This is a genomic window from Sulfurospirillum halorespirans DSM 13726 (assembly GCF_001723605.1).
Lineage (GTDB): Bacteria > Campylobacterota > Campylobacteria > Campylobacterales > Sulfurospirillaceae > Sulfurospirillum > Sulfurospirillum halorespirans.
The window spans coordinates 191,140-208,755 of the sequence record NZ_CP017111.1; the positions used below are offsets into that span (position 1 = coordinate 191,140).

Sequence of the window (17,616 nt, forward strand, 5' to 3'; positions counted from 1 at the left end):
GAAATGGAATTAAAAGATTTTAAACAACGCAACATCGCTCCTGGATACATCTTTTTTGAGGGAGAAAAAGCGCCTGAAAATGGGTGGCAAGCCTTTAAAAAAGTGGTCAGACGAACGCTTAAAGGCGAGCTTTTTGTCGGTCTTTGGATAGTCTTAAGGGAGATGATTCGTTTTGATATTCACACGATTCAGTACCCTGCCGAAAAAATGGAGATGAGTCCACGCTATCGTGCCATTCATCGTCTGCTTCGTCTATTTGAGAGCGGTAGTGAGCGCTGCATCGGGTGTGGGTTGTGTGAGAAAATTTGTATCTCGAATTGTATTCGCATGGACACGCATATTGATGAGAAAAGCCGAAAAATGGTGAGCGAATACAGCATCAACTTTGGGCGTTGTATCTTTTGTGGGTATTGCGCTGAGGTGTGTCCTGAACTCGCCATCGTGCATGGGGTAGAGTATGAAAATGCCAGTGAACAACGCGCTCATTTTGGTCTCAAAGAGGATATGCTAACCCCACTTGATACCTTTAGAGCCAACGAACAAAAAGAGTTTCCAGGGTTTGGTGCATTGAGTGACAATGCCGATGAAGCTGTGAAACAGACACCATTAGCGTATTGAGGTTACCATGTATGAAATTATAGCATTTTATGTTTTTGCCGCATTGACCATCGGTATGTTTGGGATTGTGGTGACGAGTCGTAATGCTTTGTATGCGATGAGCGCACTAGCAGGCGGAATGATCTTTATCTCGGGCTTCTTTTTTATCTTAGATGCTGAGTTTTTAGGGGTCGTTCAGATCGTCGTTTATTCGGGCGCTATTATGGCACTTTACGCGTTTGGTATGATGTTCTTTGATACAACACGTGATGTTTCAGAAAAGATGCGCTCCAAAAAAATCGCCTACAGCCTCTCTATCGCCAGTGCGGTTTTGGTTGTCGCCATTTTATGCGCACCGCTTGTGGGAGAGAGTGTGGAAGCACTTTACCCCAGCATCGAAGGTGTAGGAAATGTTCAGATGATCGGCGTTGTGCTTTTTACCAAATACTTAGTTCCGTTTGAGTTAGCCGCCATTATGCTTCTGGTTGCGATGATCTCAGGCATTGTGCTTGCGAGTAAAAAGATGGATGAATATTTAGCCATCGAAGATGAAGATCTTGAAGATGTCAAGGAGGGCAGATGATCACCTTAACACACTATTTTATTTTAACAGGTATTCTATTTTCCATTGGGCTTGTCGGTGTGATGCGACGAACGAACCTTTTAATGCTTTTTTTCTCAACCGAGATTTTGCTCAATGCGATTAACGTAGGGTTTGTGGCAGTTTCAAAATATTACAATGATCTGAGCGGTCAACTGTTTGCCTTTTTTATCATTGCCGTTGCGGCGAGTGAAGTCGCTGTCGGGCTTGGACTTCTCATTCTTTGGTACAAACGCAATGGCTCGGTTGATCTTAACAGCCTTCAGACGATGAAAGGGTAAGCATGGAAAATTATCTTTATACCGCACTCTTTGCGCCCTTGGCAAGTTCTCTGTTTGTAGCCTTGTTTGCGGCGCGACCTAAGATGCTTTTCACGGGTATTGTGGCTTCGTTGCTCATTGCGATTTCGATGATTGCCTCCTTTGTGTTGCTCATCGATGTGAATACGTATGGACCTTTGCATGTAACGATGATGGATTGGATTGCCGCAGGCAATTTGGAAGTTCCGTTTGGCTTTGTCGTTGATGAAGTCTCTGTCATTATGATGGTCACGGTCACGCTGGTTTCAACGATTGTGCATATCTATTCGATTGGCTATATGGATCACGATAAGAGTTTTAACCGCTTCTTCTCTTACCTCTCCGCCTTTGTTTTTTCGATGATGATTTTGGTCATGAGCGATAACTTTGTAGGGCTTTTTATCGGTTGGGAAGGTGTGGGTCTTTGTTCATGGCTCCTCATTGGTTTTTGGTATCACAAAGAATCTGCTTCGTGGGCAGCCAATGAAGCGTTTATCATGAACCGAATTGCCGACCTTGGCATGTTGATGGGTCTTTTTCTGATCTACTGGAGTGTAGGATCATTCCAATACGATGAGTTTTTTGCCAGCGTAAAAACGATGGATTCTACGCTTCTGACAACGATTGGTATCTTCTTATTTATCGGTGCGATGGGTAAATCAGCACAGTTCCCCCTCCACACATGGCTTGCCGATGCGATGGAAGGTCCAACACCGGTTTCAGCACTCATTCACGCGGCAACGATGGTAACTGCGGGTGTTTATCTGGTCATTCGTTGTGGTGAACTCTATGCCCTTATCCCTGATGTGGGCTTTGCAATCGCATCACTAGGAGCATTTGTAGCGCTCTTTGCTGCTTCAATGGCGCTGGTCAATAACGATCTTAAACGCATTATCGCCTACTCAACGCTTTCGCAGTTAGGGTACATGTTTGTAGCCGCAGGACTGGGTGCCTACTGGATTGCCCTGTTTCATTTGATGACGCACGCTTTCTTTAAATCGCTTCTCTTTTTAGGTGCGGGTAATGTGATGCACGCGATGCACGATGAACTCAATATCAAAAAAATGGGTGGGTTGTATGGTTCGATGAAAGCAACCGCCATTTTGATGAGTGTTGCTTCGGTGGCATTGGCAGGTATTTATCCCTTCGCAGGCTTCTTCTCTAAAGATAAAATTTTAGAAGTTGCCTTTAATGAAGGTGCATACTTTTTATGGTTTGCCCTTTTCATCGGTGCGGGACTCACCGCATTTTACAGTTTCCGTTTGGTGATGCTTGTTTTCTTTGGTGAGAAAGAGCATGTGAAGTACGGCATTCATCCGCATGAAGCGCAACCGTTTGTCATTTATGCACTGCTTCCTTTAGGGCTTTTAGCCATTGTTGCAGGATTTTTAGAGCATACGTTTGAAGGGTTTGTAACGCGTCTTTTGGCACAGTATGAGATTCATATCGAACACGGTACGGAAGCTCTACTCATTGCAGCCACTTTGGGAATTGCACTCAGTGGAATTGCTTTTGCCGTTTACATGTACCGACGTGGTGGCTTCCCCAAATCGTGGGAAGAGCGTTTTTGCTACAAGCTTTTAAGCAACCAATACTATATACCCAAACTCTATGAGCTTTATATTATGCGTCCTTTTAGCGCGTTAGCAAACTTTGCATGGCAAAAAATTGATACGAAAGTGGTGGATTTGACAGTGGATTTAATTGCTAAAATGGTGTACTCCACAGGTGAAAAAAGCAGGAAAATGCAAAGTGGTAACCTCTCTGATATGCTCAGATGGATGGTGGTTGGTATGATTGGCTTACTCATTTTAGCCTTCGTTTATAGACCGATGGTTTAGGGAGCAGAAGATGGAACATATTTTATCACTTCTTGTATTTTTCCCTGCAATTGCAGGGCTCTTAGGCTTTTTGGTCGTTAAAGAGAGCATTCGAGCGTATGGTATCAGTGTCAGTGCGATTGAGTTTTTTCTCTCGATTATTTTATGGATTGGCTATGATGGTTCCAATGCTGGCTATCAATTTGTCGAGTATTATCCTTTTATCTCAAGCTATGGTATGAGTTATTATCTTGGCGTGGACGGTATTTCCCTTTTCTTAGTGATCTTATCGACCTTTATTACGATGATCGCACTTATTGCACTGAGTATCGAAAAAGAGATTAAAAACCTTATCATCTCCGTGCTCTTTTTAGAGATGACGATGGTGGGAGTATTTGTGATCTTGGATGTGATTTGGTTCTACGCCTTTTGGGAACTCTCTTTGGTGCCGATGCTCTATATCATTGGTGCGTGGGGAAGTGCGAACCGAATGTATGCTTCGATCAAGTTTTTCCTCTACACCTTTGCAGGCTCCGTTTTAATGCTTGTGGGCATTTTGTATATGGGCTTTTTATACCACGAGGCAACGGGTATTTGGAGTTTTGCATTGCCAGATTGGTATTTGTTGCAAGTGCCTTTTGAGACGCAATTGTGGCTTTTTGGAGCTTTCTTTTTAGCGTTTGCGATTAAAGTGCCGATGTTTCCGTTTCACACATGGTTACCCTACGCACACGGTCAAGCCCCAACGATTGGTTCGATCATCCTCGCAGCCGTGCTTCTTAAAATGGGCAGTTACGGTTTTGTGCGTTTTTCGCTCCCGCTATTTCCGGATGCGTCGGTCTATTTTCTAATTCCTGTGGCGGTGATTTGTATCATCATGGTGATTTATGCGGCGATGATTGCGTATGCACAAAAAGATATGAAACAGGTGATTGCGTATAGTTCGATTTCACATATGGGTATTGTTATTCTTGGAACCTTTGCTATGAACGCGGAGGGCATTACAGGTTCCATCTTCTTGATGCTGAGCCATGGTATTGTTAGTGGCGCTCTGTTTATGCTGGTGGGGGTCATTTACGATCGCCGTCATACGAAGCTTATGAGTGATTTTGGTGGGCTGGCTTCGGTGATGCCAAACTTCGCAACCATCTACGGCATTATGCTGATGGCCTCTGTTGGACTTCCTCTTTCCATCGGATTTGTCGGGGAGTTTTTATCCTTAGCAGGGTTTTACCGCATCAGCTGGGTGATGACATTGCTGGCAGGAACAGGCATTATTTTAGGCGCTGTTTACATGCTCGTTCTGTATAAAAAATCCTTTTTTGGTGAAGTCGTGCATGCTGAGAATAAAACACTTAAAGATCTTAACGCCAAAGAGCTAACCGCACTGATTCCGTTAGTAGCACTGGTTGTCATTTTGGGCGTTTATCCTAAACCTGTGCTTAGTGTCATTGATATGAGTGTTCAAAAGATGCTGGTACTCATGGATCAAAAAGCGGTTGTGCAAGAGACGAAAGATCTGCTGTTTAAAGCCAATACCATAGGAGGAACATACTAATGCTAGAGCCTATCTTAATTGATGTTGCAAGCCTCAATCTGCCTGCACTTCTTCCTATGGCAATTCTCGTTGTGGGTGCCTTAGCGGTTATTTGTGCTGATTTAGCGGTTAAAGGGCTCAATCGTAGTTTTTTAACGATGATTACAGTGCTCTTTATTATCTTAGATTTTGGAGCGGTGATTGGTTACACAGGTCCTGCACGCGGATTTTTTGATGTGCTTTTGGTCGATGGCATTGCCATGATGGCGCAGGTGATTATCTTAGTCGCTTCGGCTCTTTTCTTACCGCTCTCGTTAAGTCATCGTCATTTTAGAGCGTTTAGAATGGCAGAATTTTACGCCCTCTTTATGTTTATGATCGTAGGTTTTCAATGTATGGTGGTCAGCGACAATCTCATTTTGATTTTTATTGGATTAGAGACTTCCAGCCTTGCTCTTTACACACTCATTGCGCTGCATAACCGTGCTAAAGCCTTTGAAGCAGCGATTAAGTACTTCACCATGGGTGCATTGGCGGCTGGATTTTACGGTATGTCCGCACTTATTTTTTATGCCCTCACGGGGAGTGTTGAGATTTATCAGATCGAAAAAGTACTGATGGCACGTCATTTTGAGCCACTCATTGGTGTACTGGCGGCAACGGTATTTATGTTGGGTGCGCTTGGATTTAAACTCTCCTTGGTGCCATCACACACATGGACACCTGATGTGTACGAAGGAAGTTCAGCGCCACTGGCTGGGTATATGTCCGTTGTTCCAAAAATCGCAGGGTTTGTGGTCGCAATGCGTCTGTTTGAGATGCTGGTAGCCTCTGGTGTAGTATGGGTAGAGCACATTCTTTACGTAGCCGTAGTGCTCACAATGACGTTAGCCAATCTTACAGCGCTGGTGCAAGAAGATGTCAAAAGAATGCTAGCCTTTAGCTCCATTTCGCATGCAGGCTTTATGATGGCAGCGGTTTTAATTGGAACAACTCAAGCCAATACGGCTCTTTTCCTTTACTGGACGCTTTTTATGTTTACCAATCTTGGCGCATTTACGATGCTTTGGATCGTACGACACCGCAAAAATCTTTGGGATGAGCGTTACCAACACCCCTACACTAAGTTCTCAGGTTTGGTCAAGATTATGCCTACAACGGCAACGATTATGGGTATTTTCATGTTTGCACTTGCGGGTATGCCACCTTTTTCTGTCTTTTGGGGTAAGCTCTATCTGATCAGTGCCGCGATTAACAGTGAGTTTATTTTCTTAGCCGTTATCATCGCACTCAACAGTGCTATTGCGGTGTACTACTATATGAAATTGGTTATTTACATGTTCTTAAAAGAGCCTGTCACTGTTGATGCAAAGCTGTATGCCACCAATGCGTCAACTCCGTTAAAAGTGATTGTGGGTGTGGCGGTTATTTTCACTATTTTTGCGATTGTTTTCGTGGAGCCTTTATTAACGGTTATTACCAAATATGTGATTGCTAGCGGTTTTTAATAAGGGGTGAAAAACCCCTTATTTTGCTATAATGCACGCATGAAATCTATTTTAATCTTCCTTTTAGCATCGGTACAACTCTTCGCTTTGGAGATTGTTTTAAACAGTGGAAAAGAGAGTAGGGTGAATTATGCCATCTTACATGTAATGGATGCAAAGCCCTTTTTATGCCAAACAATCCCTGATGTCCTCGATAAAAAACACTACATTTGTACGATCAATCGACCCATTGATAAACCCATAGAATCTAAGAAAATGAAGCTCGCGGAGCTTGATTTCTATGAAAAAGAGGGTCTGTTTTATGTCACGATTGAGCCTAAAGTCGATTCAAAACTGATCCCTGTGGAAGAGAGTCTTTATACGACCAGTGAGGTTTTAACGAAGCCTAAAGAGAAGCTTTATGCCCACTGGACGATTCTTTTGCAAGAAAAACCACTTTATGAAGAGAAGAGTGTTCAAGATGGGATTGACTTTCCTGTTGAATTTCCAAAATATCAAAAGCCTTACATCGGTGCACTTGATCTTAATGGTGCTCCGATTTCATACGCGCAAAGCAAAGATATAGGGCTCTATTTAGAGATTAAGCAGGCGTATGAGAGCGGTTATTATGATAGTGTGGTTAAAGATGTCAAACGTGTTTTAACGCTTTTCCCTAACTCGATTTTTAGAAGTGAATTGGAACTGTATCAGATGCGCGCCATGGATAAAATCTTGAGCGCGAAAGGCGAAGACAAATCCGATAATCTCGCTTTCAATGAAAATGACATTATCACTGTGGGTAAGCGGTGGACAAAAGAGTTTGCCAGTGATGAGAATATCCCCGAAGTTTTAATGTTGATGACCAAAGCGTATATCAAAAGTGGTTCCAAATCGGATACCAATTATTTCATTGATATTTTAATCAGCGAACATCCCGATAGTCTTTTTACCAAACGTGCCATCTTGCTCTATGCCGATAACCTTTTCCTTAAAAAAGAGAAAGATAAGGCGATGAAACTCTACCTCGATGTTCTCTTTAGCGCGCAAGATTTGGACATCGCGTCTGAAGCAGCGATTCGTTTGAGTGATCATCAGATGGATGCAGGTAAGATGAAAGAGGCTAAAGAGTATCTGCTTAAAGTGCTCAATGTCAACGCGCAATTTCTTCTTAAAGACAAGGAAGCCAGTTACAAGTTAGCACGAAGACTTTTTGAACATCGTCTGTATGACTTAGCGGCTAAGATTACCGATTTGCTCCTAGAAAATTCCTCTAAACGAGAGGCTAATCGAGAGCTGTTGCTTAAAGAGAGCGGCGATTGGCATGCCAAAGCCAATGAAGTAGAAGCGGCACATGCACGCTATCAAGAGTATTTAAATGATTATAAAAATAGTGGTGATTATGTTCAAGAAGTGACTGAGAGTTTGGATGAACTCTTTTTTAAACTGAACGAAAACAATGAGACAAAACTTGCCAATTACTATGATAAATTGATTGAGAAATACAACAATGAAATTGGGCAAAAAGCACTGCTTGAAAAAGCAAAATTATTGCTCAAACAGCAACGATTTGAAGAAGTTTTAACCCTTCAAAAAGAGCTTGAGCGAGTACCCGATCGTTTTGATATTAAGCCTGAAGAGTTGGTCTATGAATCGGCAAAAGCTTTAGCATTGCAACAACTTCAAAAAGATGAATGCCTCACTGTGGTCAATCTCATTGAAATGTATAAACTCCAAATTACTGAGTCTGAACACGAAGAGAAACTTTTTCAATGTTTTATGCGTGTATCGCGCTTTGATCGTGCCAGAGAGATTTCAACAACACATCTTAAAGACAGCGCTCTTGCAAGTAGGTACCACTGGTCACAAAAAGAGGTACAAGCACTCTTTAAAATGGGAAAATACCAAGAAGCCTTAGCATTTAAAGAAGATCTGAAAACCCTCTCTTTTTCACTCAGGGAAAAAATCGGACTAGAGACGATTCGTGATCTTTTCTTCTCGTTGGTCAAACTTAAAAACCTTGAAGGTGCAGCTTCGTTGGCGGAGAGTATTAAAATTCTCTACCCTGAAGAAGCGAGCAATTTGGATATCTATTATGAGATTGTGAAAATGGCGAGTGATGCGAAAAACGATCTTTTGCTCGTGACATACGCTGAGGCAAGCCTTGAGATGCAAAAGAAGTTTAAATCCACAGCGCTTAGTCCAACCTTGGAGTTTAGCTATATGGATGCGCTAAAGCGTCTAGGACGTGATGAAGAGGCGTTACGTATCGCAGAGTCGCTTCTTCCTCAAAACTTAACGCCTAAAGATAGAATACGACTCTTCTATCAAGCAGGAGAGCTCAGTTTAAAATTGCAAAATACGGTTAAAGCCAAATCCTATTTTACGCAATGTGTTGCTATTAACGATAACAGCTCATGGAAAAACATCTGCCAACAAAATCTTGATTTAATGCCTTAAAACGTATTTTGTAAGAAGTAAAAAGCACCAAAGGTGCGTGGGCTTACTGCTGAAGTAAACCCAGTGTTAACGTAGTTTTTTCACAGAAACTTCGTTTTGAGCTTTGCTTTAAAAACGTGTTCAGAGTTCTGTAAGAACTCTATTAAAACAATATAGACTTGATCTCGCAAAAAGCATCCATGGAATAGCGTCCGCCCATTCTTCCTAGACCTGATTGTTTCATGCCACCAAAGGGAGGGTTTTTTGCCTTTGATGCCGCAGTATTGATCAAAACTCTTCCGCTTCGTATCTGTTTGGCAAATTCATACGCCTTCGTTTCATCGCTTGAAAAGACATATGCAGAGAGCCCAAAAAGAGTGTCGTTTGCCATGTTGAGTGCTTCTTGCTCACTCTCGTAAGGTAGAACGCATAAAACGGGACCAAAGATCTCTTCTTGCACGATTTTCAATGTTTGATCTTGACAGATAAAAACGGTTGGTTTGACAAAATAGCCTTTCTCAAATTCTTGAACCCTTCCAAGCCCACCGCACAAAAGCTGTGCCCCTTCTTCAATACCACTTTTGATGTAGTCTTGCACCGTATTAAATTGGGTTTGGTTGATCATCGGACCAATCTTTGTCTCTTCGTTTTTTGGATCGCCGATTTTAAGTTTTTGGATCGTTTCGAGGAGTAGCCGTTTGACCTCGTTCACTTTTGCTTTAGGGACTAAAAGTCTACTGCCAGCATGGCACGCTTGTCCGCTATTGCTATAGGCACTGCTTAACACATGGGGAATGACCTCTGCCAAATTCGCATCTTCTAAAAGAACCGTTGGGGATTTTCCACCCAGTTCGAGGGTCATGCGTTTAATGGTTTTAGAGCAGTTTTCAAAGATTCTTTTACCCGTTTTGGTACTGCCAATAAACGAAATTGCATTGACAAGTGGGTGTTTTGTTAAAATTTCACCAACTACTTCTCCTGTGCCATGAACGACATTGACAACGCCTTTGGGAATGTTGGCTCGGTGTAGACACTCTAAAAACGCTTGGGTTTCAAGGGCATTAAATTCACTGGGTTTGATCACCAATGTGCATCCAAGTGCGATGGCTGGGGCGATATTGCTACATAAATGCGCTAGATTGGCATTCCACGGAATGATCACGCCAATAACTCCCACACCCTCTTTGATTGTTATGGAGTAGTCATCTTTTTTGATAAAATCGTAGCTTTTGAGCTCTTCTTTGATCGCTAAAAAGAGATTAATCGCATTTTTGGTTCGTCTGCGCGTCGTGGTAATCGTCGCGCCAAATTCTAAAACGGCTAAGTCAATGAGTTCTTCTTCATATTTGTGGAGTTCATCATGAATACGTTGTAAAATATCCATTCGAGTATCAATCGATGTTTGTGAAAACGATTCAAAGGTTGTGGCGGCACAGTGAATGGCTTCATCCATTTCGGCTGGTGTGCTTAAATAAATTTGAGCGATATCCTCTTCGGTTGTAGGATTTTTCAGCGTTAACCGTTTGCTCGAATCAATTGTTTTAAATTCGCCGTTGATATAGTTCTGGTCGATTATTTTCATTAATGAGATTACCTTTATCGTTGTTAAGATTTGAAATGTGCTTCAATAGCGCCAAAAAGATTATTCACATCGCCTTTTGGGTGCGGTGGAAATTGCGAAGCATTGAACGTGCGTTGGCGCTTGGATAAATGAATCGTATTGAAACTAATGCGCTCGCTAAGAGCATTAAACGTCAATTTACCATCGAAATAATCCAATACCTCTTTGATGCCAATCGCTTTCATACATTGCGGCGCTCTGCTGTACCGTTTTTCCAGTCCAAAGACTTCATCCACCAAACCTTGTGTGAGCATGTTCTGCGTGCGCAGTGCAATTCTTTGCGCAAGAATTTCTCGTGGCGTATCAATTTCAAACAGGGCAACCTCTTTAATGAGAGGCGCTTGTTTGGCATGCAAAAGATAGGCTGAGGGGATTTCCCCTGTCGTGAAAAAGATCTCTAACCATTTTTCGATGCGGTAACGATCATTGGACGCAATTTTACTCGCAAAAGCCTCATCTTGCGCGTTTATGAGTGCATACGATGCCTCTAAATCCAACAAGTGTTGCTCAATTTTTTCTTTTACATGTAAAGATATTTCTGGTTTGGTACTGAGTCCTTCCATCATCGCTTTGAGGTAAAAACCTGTACCACCTACGATGATCAGGTTTTTCCCCTCACGCAGGGCTTCTTGCTCGGCTTCTTTAAAGAGGTCAAAAAACATCGTGACATCAAAATGCTCGCTGGGCAAAAGAACATCCATCCCAAAATGCTTTATGCCTTGTCGCTCCTCAAGGGTGGGTTTTGCAGAAGCAATATTGATCTCTTTATAGATGCTGAGCGAATCAAGCGATACAATATGTGCGTTATACTTCAGTGCTAATTCGATGGAAAGTGCTGTTTTACCTGAAGCCGTTGGTCCTAAAATAGCGATGGTTTTCAATGAGTTTCTCTTACATGTAAGTTTGAGTACCGTTGTACTTTTGCGCCTTTTAGCGGTGCTATGCGTGCAATTATAACACTTTTAAAGGGTTTTGTTGTAAAATCAAGCCATCTTAAACGTAAAGGTTAGTATTGCAACAACTCTGGCTCAAACTCAAAGATATTAGTGATTTGATCGTCTTTAAACACTCCGTTTTCGCACTCCCTTTTATTTTCGTGGCGATGATTGTCTCCTCCAAAGCGCAAAGTGGTACCGTCTGGTTTGGATTTAAACTGTTAATTTTTGGACTTTTAGCCGCTGTAAGTGCGCGTAATTTTGCGATGGCATTTAACCGCTATGCCGATCGCGATATTGATAAGTACAATCCACGAACCGCCAATCGCCCGAGTGTCGATGGACGCATTGGTACGTTCAATATGCAGCTTTTTATTGCGCTCAATGCTATTGTTTTTATTGTCGTCGCGTATCTTATTAATGATCTTGCTTTTTATCTCAGCATTCCAATTTTGATTATTTTGGGTGGTTATTCCCTGTTTAAACGTTTTTCACCGTATGCACATTTGGTACTTGGGGTTTCGCTTGGATTGGCACCTATTGCGGGCGTTGTAGCGATTCAAGAATCCATTCCGTTGTGGTCGATTTTACTCTCCATTGGGGTGATGTACTGGGTGGCAGGGTTTGATCTGCTTTACTCCTTGCAAGATATGGAGTATGATAAAGCCAATGGACTTTTCTCGATTCCTTCGCGCTTTGGTCAAGAGGCGACTTTTTTTATCTCACGGCTGTTTCATGCCCAAACGGTACTGTTTTGGTTTCTATTTGTGCTCAGCGCTGATCTTGGATTTTTGGCGTATGTGGGTGTTTTAGTCTCTGCGATTGTGCTCTTTTTTGAACACCGCATTGTGCTCAAAGATTTTTCCAAAATTGATCGCGCTTTTTTCACGCTCAATGGCTATTTGGGAATCATCTTTTTTGCCTTGATCTTTTTAGATAGGATCTAACCATGGAAACCATTCGTTTCGTGACCGCTTTTTTAAAGATCGCCTTTGAGCCAAGTGATGTGGAAAATTCACCGTTGATACAAGAGTATTACACACTTTTGCAAATCAATGACGACCCGTTAGGCCTTTGGCTCAAATCTTCCAAAATTCGCAAAGAAGCCGAAGCGAGCGATCAGGTACTTTTAACACTGTTGATTGAACTGCACCGCAAAATCGATAAATTGACGCATCTGTCGACCAGTGACACACCGTTGTATGTGCCTTTAGCGATGCAAGGAAATCTCAAAGCGATTGGGCATGGGTACATTGAGTTTGATAGCGATGTTTTAAAATTAAACGAGAGCTATTATGCACGCATCGATATGCCAACGTTTCCAAGGCGTCAGATTCCCATTTTTTTTGAAGCGCACACGCAGAGCATCGGTAAAATTGTGATGATGCACGAAGACGATGAGAACGATTGGAACGCGTATATGGTAGCATGTGAGCGTGTGATGATACGTCAAATGAAAGGAAATCAAAGTGAGTATTGAAACCCTCGCCTTTATAGCATTAGCAGCCCTTGTGGTGATCATTTTTTTAATGGTTTATATTCGCGATATCGAGGTCAATAAAAAACTGATGATTTATGAGAAAAGTATCGAAGAGCTGAACTACCAAAATCATGTGCTCAATAAGACATTAAACGAACTCACCTCCGCCTCTAAAGAGCCTGCCTTGGATGCTAAGGCGTTGGAGAGTAAGATACTTGGAAGTGTAAAAGAGGAGATCCATCAAAGCGTGTTTCCACTGGTGGCTTCCCTCCAAGATGTTGAAAAAATTATGCAAAATTTCAGAGATGAGCAAAGTGGTCGCATTGATCGCTTGGAGAGCCGTACCAAAGAGATGGGATTTGCCTCCTCTTCGCCTTCAAGCTCGAATGAAAAAGTGATCGTTTCTCAGTACGCGAAAGGCAGAAGCGAAGCCGAGATTGCCAAAGATTTACGTATTGGCATTGGTGAAGTTGATCTTGTGTTGAAATTGGCAAATTTAAAATAATCTAAGACGGCTTTACATGTAAAGCCGTCTTAAGCACTTATTTCTTCGTAGCACGGCACTCTGAAGAAGATTCTTGTATCATCGAATCTAAAAGAGTAAAGAGGCTGGTACTCGCATCTTCCATCTTTTTAAAATTGTTAATGAAGTGTGAAATCGTCTCACTCGTATACCCATTTTTAAGCAGTTGCATATTTTCAAGCACAGCGTGATGCACTGCTTTGTGAGGTTCATGAAGCATCGGATACGATTTGGTACTGCCAAAGCGCTGTTGAGTCGTAGGCTCTTTGTACCACTTTCCAAGCCTACATGTCTCATGGTCTGAAAATGCTGTATCGGGTTTTTCATTGAGAACGGCAGAGTAAGCATTGGTTTTGTAGACAACATGATCGATCTTCGCCAAAATCGTAAAGATTTTATTTTCAAGTTTATACGAGATGTCTGCTGTAGCATTAGCATCTTTATTAAAGGCACGCAGCGCATCTTCAAAGTGAATGACATTTTGCCCGCTCGTGTTGGCAATAACGCTAATACGATCCGAATTGGAGTGAATGCCATTGGTCTCTTGTTGCAAGGTTTGAATCGTCATGGCGATCTCTTGCGTTGCTTTTTGGGTGCGTTCAGCAAGCTTTCGCACTTCATCCGCAACAACAGCAAAGCCACGTCCGTGTTCGCCTGCACGTGCTGCTTCAATGGCGGCATTGAGGGCTAGTAAATTGGTTTGATCGGCGATGTCTTTAATGAGATTTGCCACAGAAGAGATTTCCGAAGTGCGTTCACTCAGGGAGGTAATTGCCTCATTGGTGCTGGCTAAAAGTTCTAAGAGTTCTTGAATACCTGAAGAGAGTTCGATGACGGTTTCTAAACTATCATTGGATTTTTCAGCGGTCATATTGGAAACTTCAGTGATTTGCGACATCTCTTGAATACTGTTGGAGAGGTCTTGTTGGATGTTAATCACACCGTTATTTCCATTGCCAAGGTCTGAAAATGCAGAAGAGAGCATGCCTCTGGCTTTTCCTTTTTGCCCTTCTGAAATACCAGTAACTCCTTCTGAGAGATAGCGTGCATTAATTGCAAAGAGTCCACGAAAGCCTTCGTTAAAGATATTGCGATACGTTTTGCCTTGACTGGCTGATTCGATAGAGGTTTTTGTCTCTCGCATCAATGCTTCCATTTGGTCTAACAGATCGTTGATGGCGTACGCCACTTCGCTCATAGGTTGTTTGGGATTGACATTAACGACGCGAGGCTCTAGGTTACCTTTCGCCGCCTCTTTGACCACATTGAGCACTTTTTCATAGATGTCAACATCACACTGCATGGTCTTACGGCTTCCAAAAAAGGAGCCGACACCGACACCCAGAAGCAATCCAGACGTCGCCATCGTGTCGGTATAGCCTGCAAAGTAACTTCCACACGCCACGAGAACGAAAAGGGCAAAAAAAGTCAGTTTAGAGTCGTTGAAGCGTGTTAGAAAGCTCTGCATAGCTGACTCCTTTTTGAGTGAGTAGGTCGGTAATGTACGCTAGTGAAGCGTCCATTCCGCCTGTTTTTTCCAGTTCGAGTAATTTGGCGTACAAGGGTTTAATAATCTCTAACGCTTTAGGATTGGCTTTGCGCCTGACGGAGTAGTAGCCGATAATGTTGCCTGCTTGATCGGTTGAAGCGGTGACATTGGCATACACCCAGTAACAGCCTCCATCAAAACTGAGATTTTTAACATACGCAAAAATCTCCTCTTTATTTTTGACATGATCCCATAAGAGTTTAAAAATAATGCGAGGCATGTCAGGATGACGAATAATACTGTGAGGTTTACCAAGAATTTCTTGCTCGCTCGCACCTACGATTTTGATGAAAGGTTCATTGCAGTAAGTGACTTTGCCATGGGTATCGGTTTTAGAAACTAAAAACGCATCAGCACTGACCGTATGTTCCTTGTTATTTGGAACGGGTTTTTGCATACCTAATACTCCTTATAAAGCTAAAAAATGTCACATTCTAGCTCAAAAATTTTTAGAAATAGCTTGTAAGTTCTGAGAATCACTTTTGCAATCTATATTGTGGATATTTATGTATAATGACCTCCGCATTAAAGTAACAAGGAACAAAAATGTTAGTGGATGGATTTGGAAGAAACGTCACTTATTTAAGGGTTTCCGTAACGGAGAGGTGTAATTTTAGGTGTCAGTATTGTATGCCTGAAAAGCCCTTTTCATGGGTGCCTAAAGAGAATTTACTGAGCTTTGAAGAACTTTTTTTATTTGTAAAAGTTGCCATTGATGAGGGGATCACCAAGATCAGAATCACTGGAGGCGAGCCTCTTTTAAGAACCGATTTAGATAAATTTATCGCCATGATCAATCAGCACAAGAGTGGATTGGATTTAGCGCTCACGACCAACGGTTTTTTACTCAAAGATGCGGCGCAAAAACTCAAAAATGCTGGACTTCAACGCGTTAATATCTCATTGGATAGCCTAAAGCCTGAGGTCGCCAGCAAAATGGCGCAAAAAGATGTCTTAGCTAAAGTGCAAGCCGGCATTGAAGAAGCACTCAAAGTGGGACTCAATGTTAAAATTAACATGGTGCCCATTAAAGGCATTAACGCTGATGAGGTTTTGGATGTGCTCGAATATGCGAAAGCTCGTGGTATGTCGATTCGCTTTATCGAATACATGGAAAATACCCATGCCAAAGAGCAACTCAAAGGTTTGAGTGGCGATGAGGTGCAAGCACTGATCGCGCAACGATACCATTTTAAAGCCATTGGTCGTGTGGGACCAAGTCCTGCGCATCTTTTTGAGCTGGATGATGGGTATGTTTTTGGTATTATTGATCCGCATAAGCACGATTTTTGTGAGGATTGTAACCGCATTCGCCTCACCGCTGAGGGCATGCTCATTCCCTGTCTTTATTTTGATGAAGCGATGAGCATCAAAGACGCGGTGCATAAAGGCGATGTTGCCGCAGCGGCTGAGGTTTTAAAAGAGGTGTTACGCAATAAACCTGAAAAGAATAAATGGAGCGATGATGATCAAAATGAGACCTCTTCGCGCGCCTTTTACGAAACGGGTGGGTGAGTAAAGTAGAAGAAGGGGATCTCTTCGCCTTCTTCGATACTCTCTTTGCCTTCGCTTAAGGTATACCCATTGCACTGACTGAGGATATTAAGCCGTCCTGCCTCGTAATAGGGAGCGCAGACAAAGTGTCTTCCATCGCTGTAGCCTGGAATCGCACTCATCGAATTATCTTTACATGTAAGGCGTTTTTGGTTGATGCAGGTGATAAAATCAGGAATAATGCACGGTCGATGTTGCAGGTGTCGAAGCAGTGGAACGCCCAACATCTCAAATCCCAACATGCACCCCAATGGAAGCCCAGGAAGATGTAAAATAGGTGTGTTTTCAAAAAGCGTTAGTGCACTTGGTTTGGCAGGCGTAATGCGGACTTGGTGAAAAAGAGGTTGAAGTGCTTTGGTCTCCAAGAGATGGCGCATCGCATCGTGACGACTCAGTGCTCCTGTTGTAATGACGCAATCTGCTTTGCCAACGAATTCTTGCAATGCCTTTAAAATCGTAGCATCATCCTCTTCGCAAATAACAATCTCACCAACTTTCCCCCCTAATTCGACGACCCGTGCGGCTAAACTCATCGCATTGGAGTTGTGGATTTCACCTGAGGCGAGTTGAGAGCCAATGCTCAAAATACTTACCGTTGGCTTTTGTACCGCTTGGACTTTAGCAATGCCTTGGGCTGAGAGGGCTGTGATTTTTTGCGCACTGATACGCTCATATTTTTTCAGCAGTAATTCGCCTTTAGCAATGTCTTCACCCTCTTTTTTGATGTGTTGAGATTGGCTTACATGTAAAGGAATTTTGATGCACTCATTTTGGTCAAGAAGGACATCTTCTTCCGCAATAATCGTATCGGCACCTTCGGGAATACTCTCCCCCGTGGAAAGCCTAACACCGTACCCCAAAGGAATGGGCGTAGGATAGGGTGGATTTAACAGTGTGTAAGTCATGGTATGTAGCTCAAATGCGATGCCATAGCCTTCTTTGAGGCTCATTGGGTGTTTGGGTAGTGCAAATTTGGCGTAAACATCGCTACTGGAAATACGGTTAATCGCTTTTAAAAGAGGCAATGTTTGGTTTACATGTAAAGGTTGAATTTGTGTTTGAATAATCTGAAGCGCTTCTTGGTACGAAATAGGCATGGTTTAACCTTGTGATTTATGGGTACTATTATACTAAAATGGGTAAAATCTGAGATTATTTTTTTGAAGGATTTTTCATT

The 17,616-nt window shown here is 42.5% G+C and carries 16 protein-coding genes; 11 read left to right on the forward strand and 5 right to left on the reverse strand.

Going from position 1 to position 17,616, the window contains the following annotated elements; genetic code table 11:
• Nucleotides 1-3: 3 nt before the first annotated feature.
• The 7 genes from nuoI to SHALO_RS00995 are packed head-to-tail and all read left to right on the forward strand — an operon-like array spanning nt 4 to nt 8,798.
• Nucleotides 4-618, forward strand: a complete 615-nt coding sequence (gene nuoI, locus SHALO_RS00965) for an NADH-quinone oxidoreductase subunit NuoI (RefSeq protein WP_069476977.1) — start codon at nt 4-6, stop codon at nt 616-618.
• Between the two features lie 7 nt (nt 619-625).
• On the forward strand, nt 626-1,180 hold the full coding sequence (locus SHALO_RS00970) for an NADH-quinone oxidoreductase subunit J (protein ID WP_069476978.1): 555 nt from the start codon (nt 626-628) through the stop codon (nt 1,178-1,180).
• On the forward strand, nt 1,177-1,479 hold the full coding sequence (gene nuoK / locus SHALO_RS00975) for an NADH-quinone oxidoreductase subunit NuoK (RefSeq protein WP_025343408.1): 303 nt from the start codon (nt 1,177-1,179) through the stop codon (nt 1,477-1,479). The genes SHALO_RS00970 and nuoK overlap by 4 nt, the downstream gene beginning before the upstream one ends.
• A gap of 2 nt (nt 1,480-1,481) precedes the next feature.
• On the forward strand, nt 1,482-3,338 hold the full coding sequence (gene nuoL / locus SHALO_RS00980) for an NADH-quinone oxidoreductase subunit L (protein ID WP_069476979.1): 1,857 nt from the start codon (nt 1,482-1,484) through the stop codon (nt 3,336-3,338).
• Between the two features lie 10 nt (nt 3,339-3,348).
• Nucleotides 3,349-4,875 (forward strand): NADH-quinone oxidoreductase subunit M, encoded by a 1,527-nt coding sequence (locus SHALO_RS00985; protein ID WP_069476980.1) that lies wholly within the window; start codon nt 3,349-3,351, stop codon nt 4,873-4,875.
• Nucleotides 4,875-6,362, forward strand: coding sequence for an NADH-quinone oxidoreductase subunit NuoN (gene nuoN, locus SHALO_RS00990; protein WP_069476981.1), 1,488 nt, complete (start codon nt 4,875-4,877; stop codon nt 6,360-6,362). Before SHALO_RS00985 ends, nuoN begins: the two co-directional genes overlap by 1 nt.
• A 39-nt stretch (nt 6,363-6,401) precedes the next feature.
• Nucleotides 6,402-8,798 (forward strand): tetratricopeptide repeat protein, encoded by a 2,397-nt coding sequence (locus SHALO_RS00995; RefSeq protein ID WP_069476982.1) that lies wholly within the window; start codon nt 6,402-6,404, stop codon nt 8,796-8,798.
• Nucleotides 8,799-8,940: 142 nt separating this feature from the next.
• Here the strand turns inward: SHALO_RS00995 and SHALO_RS01000 are convergent, their stop codons facing one another.
• Nucleotides 8,941-10,359 (reverse strand): aldehyde dehydrogenase family protein, encoded by a 1,419-nt coding sequence (locus tag SHALO_RS01000; RefSeq protein WP_069476983.1) that lies wholly within the window; start codon nt 10,357-10,359, stop codon nt 8,941-8,943.
• 23 nt (nt 10,360-10,382) lie between these two features.
• The gene (gene miaA / locus SHALO_RS01005; RefSeq protein ID WP_069476984.1) at nt 10,383-11,279 is read right to left on the reverse strand and encodes a tRNA (adenosine(37)-N6)-dimethylallyltransferase MiaA; all 897 of its coding nucleotides are present in this window, start codon (nt 11,277-11,279) and stop codon (nt 10,383-10,385) included.
• A 131-nt stretch (nt 11,280-11,410) separates the two neighbouring features.
• On the opposite strand from miaA, the gene mqnP reads away from it, so the two are divergent.
• The 3 genes from mqnP to SHALO_RS01020 are packed head-to-tail and all read left to right on the forward strand — an operon-like array spanning nt 11,411 to nt 13,318.
• A complete protein-coding gene (gene mqnP, locus SHALO_RS01010) occupies nt 11,411-12,280 on the forward strand; it encodes a menaquinone biosynthesis prenyltransferase MqnP (protein ID WP_069476985.1) in 870 nt (289 codons plus the stop codon).
• A 2-nt stretch (nt 12,281-12,282) separates the two neighbouring features.
• Complete coding sequence (locus SHALO_RS01015) at nt 12,283-12,813, forward strand: hypothetical protein (protein WP_069476986.1); 531 nt, start codon at nt 12,283-12,285, stop codon at nt 12,811-12,813.
• Entirely contained in the window at nt 12,803-13,318 is a 516-nt protein-coding gene (locus tag SHALO_RS01020; RefSeq protein ID WP_025343420.1) for a DUF6115 domain-containing protein, read from the forward strand. Before SHALO_RS01015 ends, SHALO_RS01020 begins: the two co-directional genes overlap by 11 nt.
• A 37-nt stretch (nt 13,319-13,355) precedes the next feature.
• Here the strand turns inward: SHALO_RS01020 and SHALO_RS15665 are convergent, their stop codons facing one another.
• Both SHALO_RS15665 and SHALO_RS01030 read right to left on the reverse strand, forming a co-directional pair.
• Nucleotides 13,356-14,804 (reverse strand): methyl-accepting chemotaxis protein, encoded by a 1,449-nt coding sequence (locus SHALO_RS15665; RefSeq protein WP_084010636.1) that lies wholly within the window; start codon nt 14,802-14,804, stop codon nt 13,356-13,358.
• On the reverse strand, nt 14,770-15,282 hold the full coding sequence (locus tag SHALO_RS01030; RefSeq protein ID WP_069476987.1) for a PAS domain-containing protein: 513 nt from the start codon (nt 15,280-15,282) through the stop codon (nt 14,770-14,772). The genes SHALO_RS15665 and SHALO_RS01030 overlap by 35 nt, the downstream gene beginning before the upstream one ends.
• 149 nt (nt 15,283-15,431) lie before the next feature.
• Between SHALO_RS01030 and moaA the strand changes: the two genes are divergently transcribed.
• Complete coding sequence (gene moaA, locus SHALO_RS01035) at nt 15,432-16,400, forward strand: GTP 3',8-cyclase MoaA (RefSeq protein WP_069476988.1); 969 nt, start codon at nt 15,432-15,434, stop codon at nt 16,398-16,400.
• Here moaA and SHALO_RS01040 read toward each other — a convergent pair.
• Nucleotides 16,382-17,536 carry a molybdopterin molybdotransferase MoeA gene (locus SHALO_RS01040; RefSeq protein ID WP_069476989.1) on the reverse strand — a complete coding sequence of 385 codons (1,155 nt, stop codon included), beginning with the start codon at nt 17,534-17,536 and terminating at the stop codon, nt 16,382-16,384. The two genes, moaA and SHALO_RS01040, sit on opposite strands and share 19 nt — an antisense overlap.
• Nucleotides 17,537-17,616: the final 80 nt, after the last annotated feature.